Origin of the sequence: Rhizobium sophoriradicis, assembly GCF_003939025.1 — a bacterium.
Classification (GTDB): Bacteria; Pseudomonadota; Alphaproteobacteria; order Rhizobiales; family Rhizobiaceae; genus Rhizobium; species Rhizobium sophoriradicis.
On the sequence record NZ_RQIH01000002.1, the window covers coordinates 420,714 to 442,300 of the forward strand.

The window sequence follows — 21,587 nt, forward strand, 5'->3', positions numbered from 1 at the left end:
ACATGCCGCACCGGCTTTCCGTACCCTCGACGTTGCGTTTGGCACGTCCCCTCTCCCCGTTTTTACGGGGAGAGGGTTAGGGTGAGGGGCAGCTTCGCCACCCGGCTGCCGGCGAAATCAGCCGGGCTTCTTCTTCGAAAACTTGCTTTTCGCCCCGGCGCCGCCCTTGCCCTCGTATTTCGGGCGTTCAGATTTGGCGCCTTCGAATTTCGGCTTGTCATATCTCGGCTTATCGCCTTTCGGGCCATCGAAGCCGGGCTTGCCTGGTTTCTTGCTCCAGGGCTTGCTGTCCCGCTTCTCCCCGCCGGCATTCTCAACCGCGGCATATCCGCCGCCCGGGCCTTTGCCGAACTTATTCTTCGGCCGCTCATCGCGGAAGCCCTCGCCCGGCCGTTCGTCACGCGACTTGCCGGCATAGGGCTTCGGCGCCGCCGCGCGGCTGAAATCCGGCGTGCCGGAAAGCCTGGTCACGCGGATGCCGCGTTCGAGCGTCTTGTTCGGCCCCAGCGCTTCCTGGAAACTGTCGGCGCTTGCCGTGGCAATCTCGACATAGGTTTCCTCAGGCTGCATCTTGATTGCGCCGATCTCGCGCTTCGTCACGTTGCCGTTGCGGCAAAGCATCGGGATCAGCCAGCGCGGCTCGGCATTCTGCTTGCGCCCGACCGAGACGGAGAACCACACGCTGGGGCCGAAATCCTCGCGCGGTCCCTTTTGTGCCGGCGCGTATGGCTCGGCATTGTCGCGGCGCTTGCGGCTGCGCTCATCCTGCACGGTGACCTCGATCAGGTCCTCCGGCGCCGAATGATTGGTGCGGTAGAGACGCAGGAAGGCGGCGGCGAGCTTCTCGGCGCCGTGGCTGGAAAGCAGCTGCTGCACCAGCCCCTGTTCTTCTTCCTGCGGCGCTTCGCTGAAGATCGGATCGGCGAGCAGCCGCTCGTCGTCGCGCTCATTCACCTCTTCGGCCGACGGCGGCCGTGCCCAGGCCGCGGAAATGCCGGCATTCTCCAGCAGACGCTCGGCCTTGCGCCGTGCATTCAGCGGCACGATCATGGCGCTGATGCCTTTGCGCCCGGCCCGGCCGGTGCGGCCGCTGCGGTGCAGCAGCGTTTCCGGATTGGTCGGCAGGTCGGCGTGGATAACGAGATCGAGGCCCGGCAGATCGATGCCGCGGGCGGCGACATCGGTTGCGATGCAGACGCGGGCGCGCCCGTCGCGCATCGCCTGCAGCGCATGGCTGCGTTCGTTCTGCGTCAGCTCGCCGGAGAGCGCCACCACGGCGAAATTGCGGTTGTTGAAACGCGCGGTCAGATGGTTGACGGCGGCGCGCGTCGAACAGAAGACGATGGCATTGGTCGCCTCGTAATAACGCAGCACGTTAATGATCGCGTTCTCGCGGTCGCTCGGGGCCACCATCAGCGCGCGATATTCGATGTCGATATGCTGCTTTTCCTCGGCGGCGGTGCTGATGCGCACCGCGTCGCGCTGGTAGCTCTTGGCAAGCTTGGCGATCGCCGCCGGCACGGTTGCCGAAAACATCAGCGTCCGGCGTTCGTCCGGCGCCGAATCGAGAATGAATTCCAGATCTTCGCGGAAGCCGAGATCGAGCATCTCGTCGGCCTCGTCGAGCACGGCGGCCTTCAGTTCCGACATGTCGAGCGCGTTGCGGCGGATATGATCGCAGAGCCGGCCCGGCGTGCCGACGACGATATGGGCGCCGCGTTCGAGCGAACGGCGCTCACTGCGGATGTCCATGCCGCCGACGCAGCTGGCGATCACCGCGCCGGTCATCTCATAGAGCCATTCGAGCTCGCGCTTAACCTGCAGGGCAAGCTCGCGGGTCGGGGCGATAACGAGGGCGAGCGGAGCGCCGGCATTGCCGAAGCGTTCCCTACCCTCGAGCAGCGTCGGCGCCAGCGCCAGCCCGAAGGCGACGGTCTTGCCGGAACCGGTCTGGGCGGAAACCAGAGCGTCGGATGCGGCAAGATCAGGATCGAGCATCGACTTCTGCACCGGGGTGAGTTCGGCGTAACCGCGCTTCTGCAACGCCTTGGCGATCGCCGGAACGACGCCGTTGAATTCTGTCATGAGTTCGATCTTTCGGAGCTGTCAGGCGCGAAATGCGCCATGGCCGGAGCCAGCCGGCGGGATATTTGCGCCGTTCCTAGCCGCTCCCGCAGCGATTGTCAAAGCGTGCGGCTGCGCCACAGCCAGGCGTCGATATGGCTTGCCCGGCCGCGCAGCTCCGTTTCCAGCGGACCATCCATCCGCCCGGCCCGCAGCAGCACGCTGTCGGGGCCTGCGGCACGGACGATTTCGGCGCTCAGCGCCAGCTCGACGCCGTTGCGGGCGGCGACCTCCATCAGCCGGGCGCCGACATTCACCGTGTCGCCCGCCGCCGTGATCTGCTGCCGGTCGCCGGTGCCTAGCCGCGAGGCGACGATCGGGCCGCAATGGGCGCCGACCTTGAAGCCGATCTTCTTCTCGGCAAAGCCCGCATGCGCGCCAAGCCAGGTCCGCGTACGCTCGCAGAGGCTGACCGCGCAGGCGACGGCGCGGGCGGCATCGTCATCGGCCGGCTCCGGCAGGCCGAACAGGATCATTGCCCCGTCGCCCATGAAGCTGGTGATGGCGCCGCCGTGAGAGCGGGCCTCCTCGTCGATGATTTCGAAGAAACCGCTGAGCACTTCGCTGACCTTGACCGGCCCGAGCGTTTCGCTGAGGCCCGTGAAGCCTGAGAGATCGATGAAGATGACGGCAGCGTTCTGACGCACCGGCGTCGCAAGGAAATTCGGATGGCGCGCCAGCCATTCGCCGAGGCCGGGAGCCTCGATACGCTGCAGCAGCGCGCTCTGCTCGGCGAAATGGCGGGCGCGGCCGCGGTCGAGCCAGAGTTCGGCCGCACCGAGCATCAACGCCGGCGGAAGCGCCGCGGCGATCGGCAGCGCCGCACTCAGCCAATAGCCATGGGCGAAGGCCGACAGATTGAGCATGGCCCAGACCACCAGCACCAGCACCATGATGAGATAGCCCGCAGCACTCCGCCGCCAAGCCACCAGTGAAACGAGCAGGAGCGCCAGGCCGATGGCCGTGCCGGCATCGATCAGCCTCATCCTGTGGTCGCGCACCATGCCGTCGCCGGTGACGAGATGGGTGATTGCCGTCGACATCACCTCGACGCCGGGCATGACGGGATCGAACGGCGTCGGGAAGACGTCGCCGCCGCCGGTGACCGTCGAACCGATGACGACAATACGGCCTGCCACAGTCGCCGCCGGCAGCTTGCCGTCAAGCGCATCGGCGGCGCTGAACGTGGCGATGCTGCCGCGTCCGCCATAGAAGGTCACCGGCAGGCGTTGACCGATATCCGTCGGAATACGCAGCGCTCCGAGCATGACGGCACCGCGCTCGATACGGGGATCGGCGCCCACCGCGACGGAGGCGGCACGCAGCGGAAAAGCCGGATCCAGCCGGTCGGCGCTGCGCGAAATCAGCGGAATGAAACGCGGCGTGCCGGTCCGATCGGTTGCGACATTGACGATGCCGACGGCGGAGGCCTCGGCAAAGCGCGGGAGCGGCAGCAGAAGCTGGTTTGCCTCGGGTATGGCGGCCAACGGATCCTCGGCGGCGTCGGTGACCCGCTGCCTGCTTTGCGCAAAGGTGGCCGCCCCCGCGATCACGGTTGGCCCCTGGCGCAAGGCGGCGGTCAGCGCCGCATCACCCTCCTCCGCCCCGGGATCGACGAGCAGAATGTCGAGCGCCAGGGCTTTCGGCTTACCCGCATTGATCGCGCCGACAAGGCGGGCAAGCGTCGCCCGGTCGAGCGGATAGCCGTGGGCGGCGGCGGTGCGGTCATCGATCGCGACGATCGTCACGACGGGCGGCGGCTCTCTTGCCCCAACGACGAGGCTGCGGATATCAGCAAGCGTCGCCTCCATCCGGTCGAGAAGGCCGACCTCGCCGTTGAGATTGAGATAACCGAGCGCCGCGCCCCAGAGACCGGCGAACAGCAGCGCGATCACGGTCAGCAGACGATGGCTCATGATATTTACTGGCCGAGGCGGGCAAGAAGGGCAGCGACGCGTGGCGCAGGCCAGCGGCGCACGACAAGAGGTTCGGTTGAGCTGGACACATCGACGCCCTCGCCTGGCGACAGCACCACCGGCTCGCCGGCCGGCCGACGGACGGCAACGCTGCCGCTGACCACCAGCACCGAGGTCTTGCCGCCTGCGACGTCGACAGCCCACTGCGTGCCACGGACGGCAGCAATCGCCTGCGGCGTTACCACCTGGAAGCCACCTGTGTGCTGACTGCTGTCGACATCGACGAGAATGGCCTTGCGCCGTAGCGACGCCGAATCGGGACTGCCGTCACGGTTGCCGTCGGTGAGGCGGAAAGACGCCCCGGCTTCTGCCGTCACCTTGACGCCGCCGGGGCAGCTCAGCACCTGACGGGCGCCGGCGTCACGCGATATCGCGCAGCCCGCAGACTGCGCTAAGGCCGCCTCATACGGAATGAGGCCGGCAGCCAGCGCGGCGACAAACAGGTTGCGAAGCGTCGTATGCATGGAAAGCCCCCGTGACCGGGCGGAGCAGCTTTTGCGAAAGCGCCCGCCAACCGTCTTCTTCCATATCGGGCATGATAGCCGAATTCCGATATTTCCCTAGGCGAAAAGTACACCGCTGAGACCGCCGGCGAATTCTCAGACACCGCTTCTCATCTGCGGCGCCGGCCCGGCATAACGCGCGCGCGGGCGGATCAACTCTCCGCTCTCGATCTGCTCCATCGCATGAGCGAGCCAGCCGGTGGAACGGGCAAGCGAAAAAATGATGATCGGCGCCTCTCGAGGCAGATCGAAAGCGGCCGCCATGGCGGCAAGCGCGAAATCGACATTGACCTTCTCGCCGACCATCTCCTCGCCCCTTTCCCGAAGCTCGGTAAATTGCGGCGGCAGGGAAAAATGCGAAAGCAGCGCCAAAGCCCTAATATCGCCATCGGGATAGAGCGGATGGCCGAAGGCAGAAAGGTGATTGCCCTGGACAAGCGAGCGGCGGATCGCCTGCTCCGCGCCAAGCGCCGAAGATGACTGGATCAAGGCGTCGACGCCTTGCCAGGCAGCGCCGTGCAGCGGCCCCGTCAGTGTCGCCAGACCGGAGAGCACCGCAGCCGACAGTGCGGCACCCGCCGAGGCGGTGACCCGCGCCGCAAATGCCGACGCGTTGAGTTCGTGATCGGCAAGCAATACCAGGGCGCGGCGCAGGCAATCGGCGGCATCCGGCCGCTTCCAGCTCGCCGCCAGCCGCAGATGCAGCGGCTGGTCTGAAGGCCCCGGCGCCACCGCATCGGCGATGGTCGAGAGAACGCCGTGCGCCTCGCGCCGCAGGGCGGCTTGCGAACGGCCGAGCGATGGCAGATCCGCCATCACCCGCCCGGCCAGCGCCAGGAACGCAGCCTGAAGCGACGGCGGGCCATTTCCGGCTACCGTGCCCGAGAACAGCGTTTCCGTGCCGTTCCAGAGCAGTGCCGCCGTCTGCTCCAGCGTCGCTGCCTCGGCGAAATCGGCGGCATCCCGTCCGCGATAGAACAGCCGTCCTGCGATGATGGTGGAGATCGCCGAGGCGAGAACCGGGTCGCCCCAGCGGATCGTCTCGGCAGCAACCGTTTCGGCATTGCGGCGGCCGGCTTGGCGTTCGGCCAGTCGCTGCACGTCGGCAGCCTGGTAGAGGCTGCGGCGCGGGTCGGCGGGATCGGGCTTGGCGCGGATGCGCCCGCGGCTGACATTGGCGTAAAGCGTCTGCGGCTTGGTCTTCAGCGCCTGCAGCGCCTCCTCGGCGGTCAGCCACGGCATCGGAGCCTCATATTGATCAATTACATCAAGATTGACGTCAATGAGACTAGGTCGGATCATCCTTATCGTAAAGGAGAAACAACATGAAAAATGGCTTGGAAGACTTCATTGCCGCCGAAACGCAGCTCTCGGATGTCGATGGCGAAGCGGGGCGGCTGATCATCCGCGGCGTATCGCTGGATCAACTCGTCGCCGGTGGGACCTATGAGGGCGTTGCCGCCCTGTTGCTCGATGGCCTGATGGAACGAAGCTTCGATGAAGCGGAATTGCGCGGCTGGCTGGCGAAAGCGCGAACGAAGGTCTTCGTCCATATCGAGGCCGCCGACACTGCCCTGCTCACTCTGCCGCCGGTCGATGCGATGCGGGCGCTGATCGCCCGGCTGCCGGACGGCGACGATTTCGACACCGCGCTTAACCTTCTGGCAGCGCCCGCAGTCTTCCTGCCTGCATTGCTGCGGCTGCAGCGCGGGCAAAAGCCGATCGCGCCGGACACCGCGCTATCGAAGGCGGCCGATATACTGCGCATGCTGACTGGAAAATTGCCGAGCAAGGAGCAGGTGGCGGCGCTCGACACCTATCTCGTGACGATCTCAGACCACGGCCTCAACGCCTCGACCTTCGCATCACGGGTCATCGCCTCGACCCAGGCAGGCCTCACCTCTTCGGTGCTGGCGGCACTGAGCGCACTGAAGGGACCGCTGCACGGCGGCGCGCCTGGGCCTGTCCTCGACATGCTGGATGCCGTGGGAAGGGCGGAGAATGCCGGCCGTTGGCTGGCCGAAGCGCTCGATCGCGGCGAAAGGCTGATGGGCTTCGGCCACCGCATCTACCGCGTGCGCGATCCACGCGCCGATGCGCTGAAAGGCGCGCTGAAGCCGCTGATCACGTCAGGGCAGGTGGACAGCGCCCGCGGCGCGCTCGCCGAAGCCGTCGAGGCCGCCGCGTTGGCGATCTTGAAGGCGCGCAAGCCGGACCGGCCGCTCGACGTCAACGTCGAATTCAACACCGCCTTGCTGCTCGAAGCGCTCGGCTTCCCGCGCGAAGCCTTTACCGGCGTGTTCGCGATCGGCCGAACGGTTGGATGGCTGGCGCATGCCCGCGAACAGTCGCTCGACGGCCGGCTGATCCGCCCCCGTTCGGTCTATGTCGGACCGCTTCCGGCCGCAGCCTGACGCTTGGATTCGGCGGCGGGGCATGTCCTGGATTGGCCGCCGATCTCAACCACCGACGAAAGCGGCAAGTTTGTCGAGCGTCAAGCGGCAACCTTCTTCATTGTCTTCAAGCCGAATGCCGGTGGGAATGTTCTCGCAGACGATCGTCACGTCGGTGCCGCCGTCAGCAGGCGACAAGATCGTGCTGACGGTCATCTCGCCTGAAAAACCCTCATCCTCGGCATCGAATACGGTCGCCCAGACGATCCGTTCGTCAGGCACGAGTCTGGCAAAACGGCCCTCGAATCTGTCGGTCTTGTCGGAGGTTTTTCCTGGCTGCGATGCCTCGTCGTCGGGGTAGACGAGCGACATGCTGAAGGCACCGCCTTCCCGGCATTCGAAGGCTGGACAACGCCGGTCATCGAACCGGGCGGAAGCCATGTAGCGACGGCTTCCGCATCGAGAAAGGCACTGTAGATGCGCTCGCGCGGCGCGGCGATGAAGCGTGAGACGGTCGTGCTGCGGGCTGCCATGCCGCCAAGATAGTGCAAGCATCGCCATTATCCAGATCGCGCGAAGGCGGCGCGATCTGGTAGGAGCATTCGTCAGACGAGGCGGCTCTGTTCCGTTGCCGCTTCGATGAAGCTGGCAAACAGCGGATGCGGGTCAAGCGGCCGGCTCTTCAGTTCGGGATGATACTGCACGCCGATGAACCAGGGGTGATCGGGATATTCGATCGTCTCCGGCAGAACGCCGTCCGGCGACATGCCGGAGAAGACGAGGCCGCAACTCTCGAGGCGGTCCTTGTAGTCGACATTGACCTCATAGCGGTGGCGATGACGCTCGGAAATATCGGTCGAACCGTAGATTTCCGAGATTTTCGTGCCCTTCTTCAGCGCCGCCTTGTAGGCGCCGAGGCGCATCGTGCCGCCGAGATCGCCGGCTGCGGTGCGCTTCTGCAGTTCGTTGCCCTTGACCCATTCGGTCATCAGGCCGACCACCGGTTCCTTCGTCGGGCCGAATTCGGTCGACGAAGCGGCCTGTACGTCGGCGAGATTGCGCGCCGCCTCGATGACGGCCATCTGCATGCCGAAGCAGATGCCGAAATACGGCACCTTGCGCTCACGGGCGAAGCGCGCAGCGTGGATCTTGCCTTCCGAACCACGTTCGCCGAAGCCACCCGGCACGAGGATGCCATGCACCTTTTCGAGATAAGGTGCCGGATCTTCCTTCTCGAAGACCTCGGACTCGATCCATTCGAGCTTGACCTTGACGCGATTGGCGATGCCGCCGTGATGCAGGGCCTCGATCAGCGACTTATAGGCATCCTTAAGGCCGGTATATTTGCCGACGATCGCGATCGTCACCTCGCCTTCCGGCGTCCGGATGCGATTGCAGACCTCTTCCCACTGGTCAAGGCGCGGCTTCGGCGCCGGCTCGATGCCGAAGGCGGCAAGCACTTCGTCGTCGAGGCCTTCCTTGTGGTAGGCCATCGGCACGTCGTAGATATTGGCGACATCGAGCGCCTGGATGACGGCGGACGGGCGCACATTGCAGAACAGCGACAGCTTGCGGCGTTCGGCTTCCGGGATTTCGCGATCGGCGCGCACCAGCAGGATATCGGGATGAATACCGAGCGCCTGCAGTTCCTTCACCGAGTGCTGGGTCGGCTTGGTCTTCAGTTCGCCGGCCGCCGGAATATAGGGCATCAGCGTCAGATGGACGTAGACGGCGGTGCCGCGCGGCAGGTCGTTGCCGAGCTGGCGGATCGCCTCCATGAAGGGCATCGCCTCGATGTCGCCGACCGTGCCGCCGATCTCGCAGATGACGAAGTCGTAGTCCTTATTGCCCTCGGTGACGAAATCTTTGATCTCGTTGGTGACGTGCGGGATGACCTGCACCGTCGCGCCGAGGTAGTCGCCGCGCCGTTCCTTGTCGATGATGTTCTTGTAGATGCGGCCGGTGGTGATGTTGTCGGTCTTGGTTGCCGAACGCCCTGTGAAGCGCTCGTAGTGGCCGAGATCGAGATCGGTTTCCGCGCCGTCGTCGGTGACGAAGACCTCGCCGTGCTGGGTCGGGCTCATCGTGCCCGGATCCACGTTCAGATAGGGGTCGAGCTTGCGAAGCCGGACTCGATAACCACGAGCCTGCAGCAAGGCTCCGAGAGCAGCGGCCGCGATTCCTTTTCCGAGGGAGGAAACCACGCCGCCTGTGATAAATACGTATCGCGCCATGGGATTCACCGGATACCTTTTCAAAAACGATTCCACCAGCCCAAAAATTCTTTTCCAGAACTTTCGAAGCCTGACGCGGGAATCTGAACAAAAGAAAACCGGCAGACCCGAGGGCCTGCCGGCGGTTTATGTCGAAGACCGGTTTACTGTCCCGTCGGGACGCCGGAGGGCTGAGCCGGCGCCGGAGCGGCCGGAGCTGCGGGCGTTGCCGGGGCAGTCGTTGCCGGAGCGCTTGCTGCCGGCGCATCCGTTGAAGGCGCGCTGGCCGCCGGGGCCTGGGCTGCCGGAGCCTGCGGAACAGGTGCGGCGGCGCCGCTGCTCGGAACGCCGTTGCCGGCCGGCTGGTTGGCCGGCGCCTGTGCGCCGCCGAGCGAATCGAGAATGCCGTTGCCCTGGCCGCTCGTGGCAGGGATGCGGTCGAGAATATCGCCCGGACGACCCTCGTAACGCGTCAGTATGCCGAGGCCGAGCGACGTCAGGAAGAACAGCGTGGCAAGGATCGCGGTCGTGCGCGTCAGCGCATTGGCCGTGCCGCGGGCCGACATGAAGCCCGAACCGCCGCCGATGCCGAGGCCGCCGCCTTCCGAGCGCTGGATGAGCACGACGCCGACGAGGGCGAGCACGATCATGAGATGGATGACAATCAATACTGTCTGCATGGGTCCAGTCCTGCCCGCCGGAAGACGGACATAATTAAAAATTCTGGCGGCTCTTTACATGAGGCGTTCGTCTATTCCAAGCCCTTCGGCCGAGAATACGCCCCGGATTGAACGAATTAGCCCGGGAACAAACAACGCCTCAGGCGAGCAGCGCCTCGTAGGCCCGGTAGATGGCGAGGAAGTCGGCGGCTTTCAAGCTCGCCCCGCCGATCAGTGCGCCGTCGACATTGGCAATGCCCATCAGTTCGCCGGCATTGGCCGGCTTGACCGAGCCGCCATAGAGAAGGCGCATCTTGCGGCCCTGATCGCCGAAGCGAGCCGCCATTTCGGCGCGCATGAAGGCATGCGCCTTTTCCACGTCGCCCGATGTCGGCGTCACACCGGTACCGATCGCCCAGATCGGCTCATAGGCGATAACCGTATTTTCGGCGGTCGCGCCATCGGGAACGGAGGCCGAAAGCTGGCGCTTGATGATGTCGAGCGCCTGACCGGCGCGGCGTTCATCCGCCGTCTCGCCGATGCAGATGATCGCCGTCAGCCCCGCGGCAAAAGCGGCCTCCGCCTTGGCGCGCACCAGATGGTCCGTTTCGGCGTGGTCGGTACGGCGTTCGGAATGGCCGACGATCACATAGGTGCCGAAACTGTCGGCAATCATTTCTGCCGAGATGTCGCCGGTGTGCGCCCCGGAGGCCTTCTGATGGCAGTCCTGCGCGCCGATCGAAAGCGGGCTGTCGGTGCAAAGCGCGGTCGCCACATAGAGCAGCGTCGCCGGCGGGCAGATCAGCGCCTCGACCTTATCGGCGAGCGGCGGGCGAACACCCTCGGCGATCGCCTTGATCTGATCCAGAGAGGCACGGGTGCCGTTCATTTTCCAATTTCCCGCCACGAGCGGGCGCACGTCAGGTGTCATGCCGGCCTTCCCTAAATCTGCTTATGCCTGCGGCCATATCAAAAGCTTGCGGCAAAGAAAAGCATCATGCCCCTGACGTAAGGGGAATCTCGGCAATCCCAGGCAAATTTTGCCTAAAATCCCGCGCTAAGCCGCAAGAATCCAGTTCAACACCCTGCGCCAGTCGATCATTCGGATCGGCGTTCCGTGATTGCCGGTTTGAAACAGCGTGAAGCGCGCCGGATATTTTGCCTTGCGCAGTCTTTCGAACAGCGCCTGCTGGTCGCTGGCGGCATAGACCGGATCGCGGCTGCCATGCGCGAACCAGAGCGGCAGCTTCGCCCTGTAGAAGGCGCTTTTGGTGAAATCGGGATCGGTAACCCCGCTCATGACAAGCATGCCCTTCAGCCGCTTGACGCTGCCCTCGTCGCGGGCAATGCCCCAGCAGACCTGGCTGCCCATCGAGGCGCAGGAGAGGATGACTGGCCGGCCGGGCGATTGGGCGCTGGCATAGCGGACGAGGCCGGCGATGGCGGCAACGCCGTTGCTGTCGAAGCTCTTGACCGTCGGCGAATAGTAGACGCCGCCATTGCCGGCGGCGAGGTTCTTCAGCCGGTTGAAATTGCCGCCGAAGCTGTAGTCGTTGGCCCCGAGCCTGCGGTCGCCGTCGCGGCCGTGAATGAAGATCACCGTGAATGCGGCATTTTGCGGCGGTCCCACCCTGGTGACATCGAGCTTGATGCCGTCGAGCGAGAGCGTTTCGTCCGCTTGGGCCTTGCGGATGCCGAGCGCCACATATTTCTGCTGCACCCGCTTTTGCGGGATCTGGTCGCGGCCGTTGATATCGCGCATTTCGTCGTAGTCGATGACCTCGAAAGCACCGTCGTCGCCGGTCTGCAGGATGGTCTGCTTCGAGAACAGTTCATCCTTGAAGGGCGCCAGCGTGCCGGCCGCTTGCGCCGGCCCGCCTGATGACAGCATGGCCGCAGACAGGAAAAACGCCGCAATTACCGATATAACAGCGCAATCACTTGTGGACATTCGCATGCGGATGGTTTCCTGAAGCCTGCCGCCGCTTGCCATTCCGCGCCCGGCAACGCAAATCATGTGTCAACTCCGCCAGAATTGGCGGTGTCGCGTATTGAGGTGCTTTCTGGCAGAATCTGCCTGATTCGCAAACGTGACATGAAATGCGGTGATTTTGGGTCGGCGGCGGATGCAAGCCCAAGACAGGATGAAGATCTGAACGGCTCCATGGACGACAGCAACGACCTTTTTTCCGGACTGCCCCTTTCTGAAAAACGCGAGGAGGCACAGAAGCCCGTAGCGCCGGCCGAGCGGCCGGCAGCCGCAGCGCCCGTCGCCGCGACGCCGCCCGCCGCCTCCGCGCGCCCGGCGCCCGCCGGATCGAACTCGGACGAATACGGCGCCTCGTCGATCCGCGTCCTCGAAGGGCTCGAGCCGGTGCGTATGCGCCCGGGCATGTATATCGGCGGCACCGACGAAAAGGCGCTGCATCACCTCTTTGCCGAAGTCATCGACAATGCGATGGACGAGGCGGTCGCCGGACACGCCAATTTCATCGAAGTGCATCTCGATCTGCAGGGTTATCTCACCGTCACCGACAACGGCCGCGGCATCCCCGTCGAGAACCATCCGCAGGTTCCCGGCAAATCGACGCTCGAAGTCATCATGACCAAGCTGCATGCCGGCGGCAAGTTCGACGGCAAGGCCTACGAGACATCGGGCGGTCTGCACGGCGTCGGCGTCTCGGTCGTCAACGCGCTGTCCGACTTCCTCGAGGTCGAGGTGGCGCGCAACCGCAAGCTCTACCGCCAGCGCTTCTCCCGCGGCCTGCCTCAGGGCGGGCTCGAGGAACTGGGCGACGTCCATAATCGCCGCGGCACCCGCGTGCGCTTCCATCCCGACGCCCAGATATTCGGCGATCATATGAAGTTCGACGCCGCCCGCGTCTTTCGCATGGCGCGCTCAAAGGCTTACCTCTTCGGTGGCGTCGAGATCCGCTGGAGCTGCGAGCCCGGCGTTCTGCCGGAAGGATCCGAGGTGCCTGATAAGGCCACCTTCCATTTCCCCGGCGGCCTCAAGGATTATCTCCAGGCGACGATGGGCAAGGAGTTCACCGTTACCCGCGAGATCTTCGCCGGCAAGACGGAGAAGGCCAGCGGCCACGGCTCGATGGAATGGGCGATCACTTGGTATGGCGGCGATCCGCAGGTGCATTCCTATTGCAACACCATCCCGACCCCGGAAGGCGGCACGCACGAGGCAGGCCTGCGCATCGCGCTGACCAAGGGGCTGAAGGCCTATGCCGAGCTGACGCAGAACAAGCGGGCCGCACAGATCACCACCGACGACGTGATGATCTCGGCCGTCGGCATGCTGTCGGTCTTCATCCGCGAGCCGGAATTCGTCGGCCAGACCAAGGACAAGCTGGCGACCGTCGAGGCCCAGCGCATCGTCGAGAACGCGCTGCGCGACCCGTTCGATCACTATCTCGCCGACAATCCGAACGAGGCGGCCAAGCTGCTCGACTGGGTGATCGAGCGCGCCGAGGAGCGCCTACGCCGCCGCAAGGAAAAGGAAGTCAACCGCAAGACGGCGGTGCGTAAGCTGCGCCTGCCCGGCAAGCTCGCCGACTGCTCGCAGAATACCGCCGAGGGCGCCGAATTGTTCATCGTCGAGGGTGACTCGGCAGGCGGCTCGGCCAAGCAGGCGCGCAACCGCGCCAATCAGGCGATCCTGCCGCTGCGCGGCAAGATCCTCAACGTCGCCAGCGCCGGCCGCGAAAAACTCGGCGCAAACCAGCAGCTCGCCGATCTCATCCAGGCGCTCGGCTGCGGCACGCGTTCGAAGTATCGCCAGGAAGACCTGCGCTACGAGCGCATCATCGTCATGACCGATGCCGACGTCGATGGCGCCCACATCGCCTCGCTGCTCATCACCTTCTTCTATCAGGAGATGCCGGAGCTGGTGCGTGGCGGTCACCTCTTCCTTGCCGTGCCGCCGCTCTACAAGATCACGCAAGGGGCGAAATCCGCCTATGCCCGCGACGATAATCACCGCGCCGAGCTGATGCAGACGGAGTTCAAGGGCAAGGCCAAGGTCGAGATCAGCCGCTTCAAGGGTCTCGGCGAAATGATGCCTGCCCAGCTCAAGGAAACCACGATGGATCCGTCCAAGCGCACCCTGCTGAAGGTGCTGATCGACGAGGTGGATTTTGAGGGTACCCGCAGCGCCGTCGACGATCTCATGGGCACCAAGCCGGAAGCCCGCTTCCGTTTCATCCAGGAGCGTGCGGCCTTCGCCGAAAACCTCGACATTTGAGCAGGCCTGAGGCGCGCCGAACCTGCGACAAATACTCTCGGCGTGCCCTTATTTTAGCATTCGCGATTTCACGGAACTGACGAAGAACCGTAACAACTCCGTCAAACAACCGGCGCATGAAGCGGTCGGCGCGCCCTCCCCGGGGAGGAACGCCTGCCTCCGTTCGAAACTTTTCAACCCTTGCCGGATATTTTTCATGACCAAGCGTTTTCTCGCGACTGCCGCTTTCGTTCTCCTGTCCAGCACCGTGACTGTCCGCGCCACCGATATCGGCGCTACCTTCGAGACCGCCTGCCCGTTCGGCGATTGCGCCGCCGGCATCGCGCTCTCCTATCTCGGTGAATTCGTCATCCCGACCGGGCAGATGGAAAACGGCGTCGAATTCGGCGGCATTTCCGGCCTCGATTTTGATGCCGCCACCGGCCACTATATCGCCATCAGCGACGATCGCTCGGACAAGGCCCCGGCCCGCTTCTATGAACTCGACGTCGATGTCGACGCATCCGGCCTCAAGGGTGTTTCCGTCGTCAAGCACGTGACCCTGAAGGACAAGAACGGCGAGCCTTTCGCGGCAAAAACCGTCGATCCGGAATCGATCCGCCTCGGCAAGGACGGCATCTATTGGGGCAGCGAAGGCGACGCCAAGGTGCTGTTGCCGCCCTTCATCCGCGTCGCTGCGCCGGACGGTTCTTTCCTGCGCGAATTCAAGCTGCCGGAAGGCTTTGCACCGACCATCGACAGGTCGACCGGCATCCGAGACAATCTCGCCTTCGAGGATCTCGCCGTCGCACCCTCGGGCGACGTTTTCGTCGGCCTCGAAGCCGCCCTCTACCAGGACGGTCCGAAGCCGTCGCTGACGACGGGCAGCCTGTCGCGCATCATCCGTTACGACGGCGCATCCGGCGAGCCGAAGGCGCAATATGTCTACCCGGTATCGCCTATACCGCAGGCCGCCGCCAAGGCCGACGGCGGCAATGACAACGGCATGTCGGAAATGCTCGCGCTCGACGATCACCGCCTGCTCGCCGTCGAGCGAAGCTATGCCGAAGGGGTCGGCAACAACATCAAGATCATGATGATGGATCTCGCCGACGCGACCGACATATCGGCCATCTCCTCGCTCGCCAAGAACGACCAGCGCGTCGTCCCGGTTCGCAAGAGCCAGATCCTTGATCTCAGAGCAATCGGCCTTGTCCCCGACAATATCGAGGCGATGTCGTTCGGCAAGGCCAAGGATGGAAGCGACGTCCTCATTCTCGGCTCGGACAATAATTTCTCGGCCGCGCAGAAGACGCAGTTCTACGCCTTCAAGATTTTGCGTCGTCCGCAACAGTAAGACATCGGCTCATGTATACGCTTTCACGGCGCGGACCTTGAAACCGCCGGGTTCATAGCCCATAACCAGAAGACAAGAACAAGAAGAGGCGCGCGTGGGTGTGTTTGACCGTCAGAGAAGCAATCATGAACCGCGATGGCTGGGCTCGTCGGCGCCGACACGCACGCCGCTGATACCCTCCATCTCAGCGGCGCGCTGGCTGCTGGTGCTGATCGTCGCCGCCGGCGTTTATTTCTTCTACGGTTTCCTTGTGCCGGTGCTGGCCGCCCTCGTCATCGGTTTCGCCAGCTGGCCGCTCTACCGCAAGCTTCTCGCCCGTGTCGGCGGCAATACGACGATCGCCGCGACCATCGCCATCATCATGATTGTCACGTTCCTGGTCATCCCGATCGGATTTGCGGCCACCTATACCACGGGCGAAGTGCGCACCTGGCTCGCCTGGGCAATCCACGCCAACCGTTCAGGGGCCGCGACACCTGGCTGGATCGTCGCCTTGCCGTTTGCCGGCCCCTATCTCGACGACCTTTGGACAAAATACATCGGCAGCCCGGGCGCGCTCGGCGAGCTCATCCAGGCGGTCAGCGGCGCCCATATCGGCAATATCTACCGTGCCGTTCTTGCGGCCGGCGGTGGCGCCTTCCATCTTCTGCTGACGCTGCTCTTCATGCTGATCGCGTTGTTCTTCGTCTATCGCGACGGCGTCTCATTCTCTAAGCAGATCGACATGCTGGGCGAGCGCATCCTGCCGAACCGCTGGGAACGCATTTCCCGCGTCGTTCCGGCGACAATCAGTTCCACCGTCATGGGCATGACGCTGATTGCGATTGGCGAAGGCATCGTGCTCGGCCTTGCCTATTGGGTCGCCGGCGTGCCGTCGCCGGTGACGCTCGGCGTGCTGACGGGCGTGATGGCACTGATACCGGGCGGTGCGCCCCTCTCCTTCACGCTGGTCTCGATCTATCTCCTGGCGAGCGGCTCGCATGTCGCCGGCGTCGGCCTCTTCGTCTGGGGCACGGTCGAGCTCTTCATCGTCGACAAGACGTTGCGGCCGAAGCTCGTCGGTGGTCCGATAAAGCTGCCCTTCCTGCCGACCTTCTTCGGCCTTGTCGGCGGCGTCAAGACAATGGGTTTCCTCGGCCTCTTCATCGGCCCGGTACTGATGGCGCTGATCGTCGCCATCTGGCGCGAATGGATCCACGAAGCCCGCAACGCCGATACTAGCGAGAGCGGGCCGCAGTTCGTCATCGACGAACAGGCCCCGCCGTCCAAGCCGGTTCCCCGCGTCGCAGAAGGCTGAACCAGGCCTTTTGGCCCTATCCCAGCCGCTTTTCCATGAACAGGCTGAGCGGGTCCGGCAGATAGGCGCCGAAAGCCTCGATCTCCCTATATCCGTATTTGCGATAAAGAGCGATCGCCTCGGGCTGATAGATGCCGGTTTCGAGCCGGATCGCCGTCAGCCGCTTTTCCCTTGCGACAGCCTCCAGCCCGTTCATCAAGCAGCTGGCGACCCTCAGTCCCCTCGCCTGCGGGTCGACGAACATGCGCTTGATCTCCGCCGTATCGTCGCCGGCCTCCACCAATGCGCAGCATCCGACGATTGCGCCGTGGTTGCGCGCGACGAAAAAACTCACGGAAGGCTTTTCCAAGAGAGAAAGATCCACCAGATGATTGCTCTCGGCCGGATAGAGCGACTGCGCATAAGCATCGGAAAGATCGAGAAGGCGGAGTACGCCCTCCTGCCGCGGCGGCTCCTGGGCAATGGTGACGGACATGCTGGCTCCCGATGCTTGCGAGGCGCAATTTTTCGCGGAGATGACGAAGAGTTAATCCTCTTGCCTTCATTCGGTTGGAATTGCGCCGTCTAAGGCGATGTCAGGTTCAATAGCCAAGGAAGCAGAGTATGCAAGCGGTGCTCATCGCGATGACGATTCTAGGTTGCGACGATTCCGTCAGCCAATGCAGCTATGTCGCGACAGTCGACAAGCGTTGGGAAACGGTTGCCGCCTGCGATGCCGAGGCCGAGCGCCGGCTGAAGTCCTATGCCAATGTCCACTATCCCTCGGTGATCGCGGTCTGCGAGGCGCCGAAAGCCGTCGCCGCCGCCGAGCCGCCGAAGCCGGCGCCCATACCGGCCCCCGTTCCTGCGCCCGAGCCTGTCGAAGAACCCGTGGGAAAACTCGCCAGCTTCGCTGAAAATATCGCCGGCCAGGTTCGCGCACATCTTCCCTCGGGCCGGGACGTCAAGGAGACGCTCTCCAAGCCCGTGCATTTCGTATCCGCCAGCTATTCCTGGGTGGTGACACGGATCGCCGATTAAAGCATGTCGCGCAAAAGTGTGCGCGGTTTTGCGGCAACAACATGCGTGAAAACAAAGAGCTAAAGCGCAGGATCGAATCTGAAAGATCGCGATGGGGCTTTAGGCCGCTGCAAGCGCCGCATAGACGCGGGCTGATTGCCGCTGTTCGGCGACGTGCAGTTTCTCCACCATGTCGAGCAGTTCGCCGACCGCAGCATGGGCGCCGTCGTGATGGCGGAATTTTTCGAGAAGACGACCGCAGACAGTGCCGAGCACGCTGCCTGGCGCCTTGCGGGCTGCCTCGCGCCACAGAAGCGTCGCCTCCACGAAGATCACGCTGATATCCCTCGGGAGGCCGGCGGATTCATAGAGCGCGCGCACCGCATGCATGCGTCCCGTCGCCAGGATCGCGCGCACGCGGCGCTCGCCGCAGCCTGTCAGATCGACGATCGCTCCGGCGAAGAAGTCCACCTTGCCGGAGCAGAGGGCGTGCATCAGGAAGGACGGCGTCAGGCGGCCGTTGAGGCGCAAATGCTCGACGAGATCAGGTATCTCCCGCGGCGCGATATCGCCGGCGATCGATACGATTGCCGCTTCCGTCGCCTCGCGGCTGATCCGCTGCAGCCGCTGCAGCCCGATCGCCGCCTGAACAAGCGGCAGACCGACCAGCGCATTGCTGACATGCTGGGTGAGCAGCTGGCGGGCATCGGCCGGGAGATCGCTGCGTTCGAGAAGCAGATTGCGGATATCGCAGCAGTCGCCGAGCCGTTCGGCGATGCGCTTCAACGACAGGCTGGAAATGACAGCGCCCTCGTTCTCGAGCAGGCAGAGCAGCTCCTCTTCATCGCCGACCTCCGCAAGGGCGGCCGAAACCGGCCGCGTCACACGCGCCCTCGCCGCGATCAGCATCCGGGTCGCGCCATTGCCGCGTGCCGCGAGATCGACGAGATCGGCATCGGTCAGAAGCGGTGAACAGGTGACGGCGTGGCAGGCGATCTCAGGCTGATCCGCGGCAAGCGAAAGGACCAGGCTGCGGGGCGCGTCGGGCGACCAGGCGACCGCCTCGGCAAGCGCAAGCCGCACGCGCGGCGACGAATCGTCGAGCAGAAAGGTCATTGCCATCTCGGCCGCCGCCCGCTCCTCCGCGCTCATCTGAGATTGCAGATAGGCTCGACCGAGTGCATTCGCGGCCCGGGCCCGATCGCCGGTCTTGGCCGTTTCGATCCAACGAAGGAAAGCTTCTACGATCACGCGACGCCCCAGCACTTGAACGCGATTCCCTCGCGTTCCTTTCATTGCTGCGACCGTAGCGGCAAAAGGTTTAAGATTCGTTCACCATATTTCTTAAGCCCTTGTATGCCTTCTTGTATGCCTTCGCGTCAGCCCGCGACCTGCGGCCGAAGCATCTCGAAGACATCGCTGCCCTCGCTGTAATCCATGTAGCCCATGCGGGCCACAGGCCGGGCAATCGACATGTCGAGCCGGCCGTCCCTGACAATCGCTTCGTCGATGCGGATGCCGATCACCTCGCCGAACACCATGACGTTTTCGGATGGCATACCCGACAGCGTCTTCGGCTCGATGATCTCGGTCACCCTGCATTCGAGCACCGCGAAGGCCTCGCCGACATAGGGGGCATCGATGAGTTCGGCCTGCTTCGGCGTCAGCCCGGCGAAGCCGAATTCGCTCTCGCCGTAGGGCAGTGCGGCAGAGGAGAGGTTCATCTTTTCGGCGAGATCGCGGCTGACGAAATTGCAGGTAAAGACGCCGGTCTCCGCCGCGTTGCGCTGGCTGTGCTTGCGCCCGGCGGACGAAAACATCACCAGCTTCGGACGGTCGGCGACGGCGTTGAAGAAGGAATAGGGCGCGAGATTGATCGAGCCATCCCTGCCCTTGCTGCCGATCCAGCCGATCGGCCGCGGCGACACGATCGCCTTGAAGGGATCATGCGCCAGCCCATGGCGGTTGCTGTCGGTGGTGTAGAACATCAATCCTCTCCGCCGACCCAGGTGACGGTGTCGGTAAGCTCCGGCCGCGGCCGCTCGATTGCCGGAAATGTCGTCGAGCCGATATGGATGAAGCCGGCCACCTTTTCATCGGCTCCGACGCCGAGCAGTGGATAGGCGCGCTCGTCATAGGCGAACCACTCCGTTAGCCAGTTGGCGACGTAGCCGTGGGCATTGGCTGACAGGAGGACGTTGAGGCAGAGTGCGCCGGCCGACATCAGCTGCTCCCATTCCGGGATCTTGATGTGCGGCCCCGCCTTGCTGACGACGGCCACGACCACAGGCGCGCGGGTGAAGCGGGTGCGCTCGACCTGGATCATCTCTTCGGAAAGATCGGGTTTCGTCTCGAGCGCCAGCTTCAGCAGCGCCTCTCCGAGGCGGACGCGTTCCTGTCCGCGATAGACGATGAAGCGCCAGGGTGCGATCTTGCCGTGATCGGGAACACGCGAGGCGAGACGCAGGATTTCTTCGATTTCCGCCTTCTCGGGGCCCGGCTCGCACATCTGGAAAGCGGGGATGGAGCGGCGCACGGCGAGATAGTCGATCAGCTTAATATCGGATTTCATGCGGGAGAAACTTTCATTTTTATGCTGCTGCAAAGGGTGGGTCTTGAATTTGCCATCGCGTTGGTCTTGAAGTGGCCTTTGCGATTTCAGAAGTCAATCGGTTCACGAAACAGATGTTTGGCATTTCGCCTCTTGTACGCACCGGCCTCGCCATCGCGCTGATGGTATTGATGCCTCTCAGCGCCGGGGCGCAGGATGCCTTCAAGGATTTCAAACAGCTCGATTCGACATCGAAGATGCCGAAGCTCAACGCCTTCATCGCTCCTGGCACCGCGCCCGAAGGCGCAAAACTGCGCGATGTCGCAATGGAAGCCAAGCTGACGACCGACGGCACGGCTGTCGAGGACGGCCTGTCCTGGTACGTCTTCAGCCCGATCGCCGGACCGGACGGCAAGCTGCCGCTAATCGCCAGCGCCAAGGGCGGACCCGCCGCCTTCCAACTCGCTCCAGGCGATTATTTCGTCAATGTCTCCTTCGGCCGTGCCGGCGTCACCAAGAAGCTGACGGTTCCGGCCGACGGTGAGGTCGACAAGCAGGTGATGGTGCTCGATGCCGGCGGCCTGCTGCTCAATGCCGTCTCCGGCACCGATGCCCGCATCCGACCCGATCAGTTGAGCTTCTCGATCTATTCCTCGGAAGTGCGCGACGATGGCGAGCGCGGCCTCGTCGTGGCCGACGTCTCCCCGAACACGGTAGTGCGCCTCAATGCCGGCACCTATCACATCGTTTCCGAATACGGCAACGTCAATGCCGTTATCCGCGCCGACATCCAGGTTGATGCCGGCAAACTGACTGAGGCGACGATCCAGCACCGCGCCGCCCAGATCACCTTCAAGCTGGTCTCCGAAGCCGGCGGCGAGGCGATCGCCGATACGGCCTGGTCGATCCTGACGGCAGCCGGCGACAGCGTCGGCGAAAGCGTCAGCGCCTTTCCAACCATGGTTCTTGCCGAAGGCGAATATTCGGCCGTTGCCCGCAACAAGGACAAGATCTACCAGCGGGATTTCAAAGTGGTCGCCGGCAGGAACACCGATGTCGAGGTTCTGATGAAGGACCAGCAGCCGCAGCAGCCGGCGAGTGCGGCCCGCACGGTGCAGCAGGTGCCCGCCGGCACACCGCCGCCACCGGGCGTCCAGCCGCCCCCCGAAACGCCTCTGCCCTCCTATGAACAGCTCGTGCCGCAAAGCGGCGACGGCGCCAGCCTGGATTGATTTTCCCGCGCACGCGCCTCGGACGGATGCAAAACTCACGCGGATCGGC

18 protein-coding genes and 1 pseudogene are annotated in these 21,587 nt (G+C 64.0%); 6 read left to right on the forward strand and 13 right to left on the reverse strand.

What is annotated here, in order from left to right:
• Positions 1-117: 117 nt before the first annotated feature.
• The 4 genes from EFR00_RS04415 to EFR00_RS04430 all read right to left on the reverse strand — a co-directional run bounded on the left by EFR00_RS04415 (position 118) and on the right by EFR00_RS04430 (position 5,845).
• A complete protein-coding gene (locus EFR00_RS04415) occupies positions 118-2,085 on the reverse strand; it encodes a DEAD/DEAH box helicase (protein ID WP_077993608.1) in 1,968 nt (655 codons plus the stop codon).
• Positions 2,086-2,183: 98 nt separating this feature from the next.
• Complete coding sequence (locus EFR00_RS04420) at positions 2,184-4,040, reverse strand: CHASE2 domain-containing protein (RefSeq protein ID WP_077993606.1); 1,857 nt, start codon at positions 4,038-4,040, stop codon at positions 2,184-2,186.
• Between the two features lie 5 nt (positions 4,041-4,045).
• Complete coding sequence (locus EFR00_RS04425) at positions 4,046-4,564, reverse strand: FecR domain-containing protein (RefSeq protein WP_077993604.1); 519 nt, start codon at positions 4,562-4,564, stop codon at positions 4,046-4,048.
• Between the two features lie 135 nt (positions 4,565-4,699).
• Positions 4,700-5,845 carry a citrate synthase gene (locus EFR00_RS04430; RefSeq protein WP_009995114.1) on the reverse strand — a complete coding sequence of 382 codons (1,146 nt, stop codon included), beginning with the start codon at positions 5,843-5,845 and terminating at the stop codon, positions 4,700-4,702.
• 83 nt (positions 5,846-5,928) lie between these two features.
• On the opposite strand from EFR00_RS04430, the gene EFR00_RS04435 reads away from it, so the two are divergent.
• Positions 5,929-7,017, forward strand: a complete 1,089-nt coding sequence (locus EFR00_RS04435; protein WP_077993598.1) for a citrate synthase/methylcitrate synthase — start codon at positions 5,929-5,931, stop codon at positions 7,015-7,017.
• 45 nt (positions 7,018-7,062) lie between these two features.
• Here the strand turns inward: EFR00_RS04435 and EFR00_RS04440 are convergent.
• The 5 genes and pseudogenes from EFR00_RS04440 to EFR00_RS04460 all read right to left on the reverse strand — a co-directional run bounded on the left by EFR00_RS04440 (position 7,063) and on the right by EFR00_RS04460 (position 11,825).
• Positions 7,063-7,529 (reverse strand): annotated as a pseudogene (locus EFR00_RS04440) (SRPBCC family protein).
• A gap of 72 nt (positions 7,530-7,601) precedes the next feature.
• A complete protein-coding gene (locus EFR00_RS04445; RefSeq protein ID WP_038689027.1) occupies positions 7,602-9,230 on the reverse strand; it encodes a CTP synthase in 1,629 nt (542 codons plus the stop codon).
• Positions 9,231-9,373: 143 nt separating this feature from the next.
• The gene (secG, locus tag EFR00_RS04450; protein ID WP_009994957.1) at positions 9,374-9,889 is read right to left on the reverse strand and encodes a preprotein translocase subunit SecG; all 516 of its coding nucleotides are present in this window, start codon (positions 9,887-9,889) and stop codon (positions 9,374-9,376) included.
• Positions 9,890-10,028: 139 nt separating this feature from the next.
• On the reverse strand, positions 10,029-10,799 hold the full coding sequence (tpiA, locus tag EFR00_RS04455; protein WP_038689029.1) for a triose-phosphate isomerase: 771 nt from the start codon (positions 10,797-10,799) through the stop codon (positions 10,029-10,031).
• Between the two features lie 126 nt (positions 10,800-10,925).
• The gene (locus EFR00_RS04460) at positions 10,926-11,825 is read right to left on the reverse strand and encodes a phospholipase (protein WP_077994068.1); all 900 of its coding nucleotides are present in this window, start codon (positions 11,823-11,825) and stop codon (positions 10,926-10,928) included.
• Between the two features lie 207 nt (positions 11,826-12,032).
• On the opposite strand from EFR00_RS04460, the gene parE reads away from it, so the two are divergent.
• From parE to EFR00_RS04475, 3 genes are all read left to right on the forward strand, one after another.
• Positions 12,033-14,123 (forward strand): DNA topoisomerase IV subunit B, encoded by a 2,091-nt coding sequence (gene parE, locus EFR00_RS04465; RefSeq protein ID WP_077994067.1) that lies wholly within the window; start codon positions 12,033-12,035, stop codon positions 14,121-14,123.
• A gap of 196 nt (positions 14,124-14,319) precedes the next feature.
• Positions 14,320-15,459: an esterase-like activity of phytase family protein gene (locus tag EFR00_RS04470; RefSeq protein ID WP_077993596.1), complete on the forward strand. Its 1,140-nt coding sequence runs from the start codon at positions 14,320-14,322 to the stop codon at positions 15,457-15,459.
• A 94-nt stretch (positions 15,460-15,553) separates the two neighbouring features.
• Positions 15,554-16,756 (forward strand): AI-2E family transporter, encoded by a 1,203-nt coding sequence (locus EFR00_RS04475; RefSeq protein ID WP_077993595.1) that lies wholly within the window; start codon positions 15,554-15,556, stop codon positions 16,754-16,756.
• 16 nt (positions 16,757-16,772) lie between these two features.
• Here EFR00_RS04475 and EFR00_RS04480 read toward each other — a convergent pair whose 3' ends face one another.
• Positions 16,773-17,231: a GNAT family N-acetyltransferase gene (locus EFR00_RS04480; protein WP_077993594.1), complete on the reverse strand. Its 459-nt coding sequence runs from the start codon at positions 17,229-17,231 to the stop codon at positions 16,773-16,775.
• A gap of 128 nt (positions 17,232-17,359) precedes the next feature.
• Between EFR00_RS04480 and EFR00_RS04485 the strand changes: the two genes are divergently transcribed.
• On the forward strand, positions 17,360-17,776 hold the full coding sequence (locus EFR00_RS04485; protein WP_009986704.1) for a hypothetical protein: 417 nt from the start codon (positions 17,360-17,362) through the stop codon (positions 17,774-17,776).
• Between the two features lie 99 nt (positions 17,777-17,875).
• On the opposite strand, the gene EFR00_RS04490 is transcribed toward EFR00_RS04485, so the two are convergent.
• From EFR00_RS04490 to EFR00_RS04500, 3 genes are all read right to left on the reverse strand, one after another.
• Complete coding sequence (locus EFR00_RS04490; RefSeq protein WP_077993592.1) at positions 17,876-19,021, reverse strand: DUF2336 domain-containing protein; 1,146 nt, start codon at positions 19,019-19,021, stop codon at positions 17,876-17,878.
• A 113-nt stretch (positions 19,022-19,134) separates the two neighbouring features.
• Positions 19,135-19,743: a flavin reductase family protein gene (locus tag EFR00_RS04495; protein ID WP_077993591.1), complete on the reverse strand. Its 609-nt coding sequence runs from the start codon at positions 19,741-19,743 to the stop codon at positions 19,135-19,137.
• A complete protein-coding gene (locus tag EFR00_RS04500; RefSeq protein WP_077993590.1) occupies positions 19,743-20,327 on the reverse strand; it encodes a nitroreductase family protein in 585 nt (194 codons plus the stop codon). Before EFR00_RS04500 ends, EFR00_RS04495 begins: the two co-directional genes overlap by 1 nt.
• Positions 20,328-20,440: 113 nt before the next feature.
• Here EFR00_RS04500 and EFR00_RS04505 point away from each other — a divergent pair, with 113 nt between their 5' ends.
• Positions 20,441-21,538: a hypothetical protein gene (locus tag EFR00_RS04505; protein ID WP_077993588.1), complete on the forward strand. Its 1,098-nt coding sequence runs from the start codon at positions 20,441-20,443 to the stop codon at positions 21,536-21,538.
• The last annotated feature ends 49 nt before the right edge of the window (positions 21,539-21,587 follow it).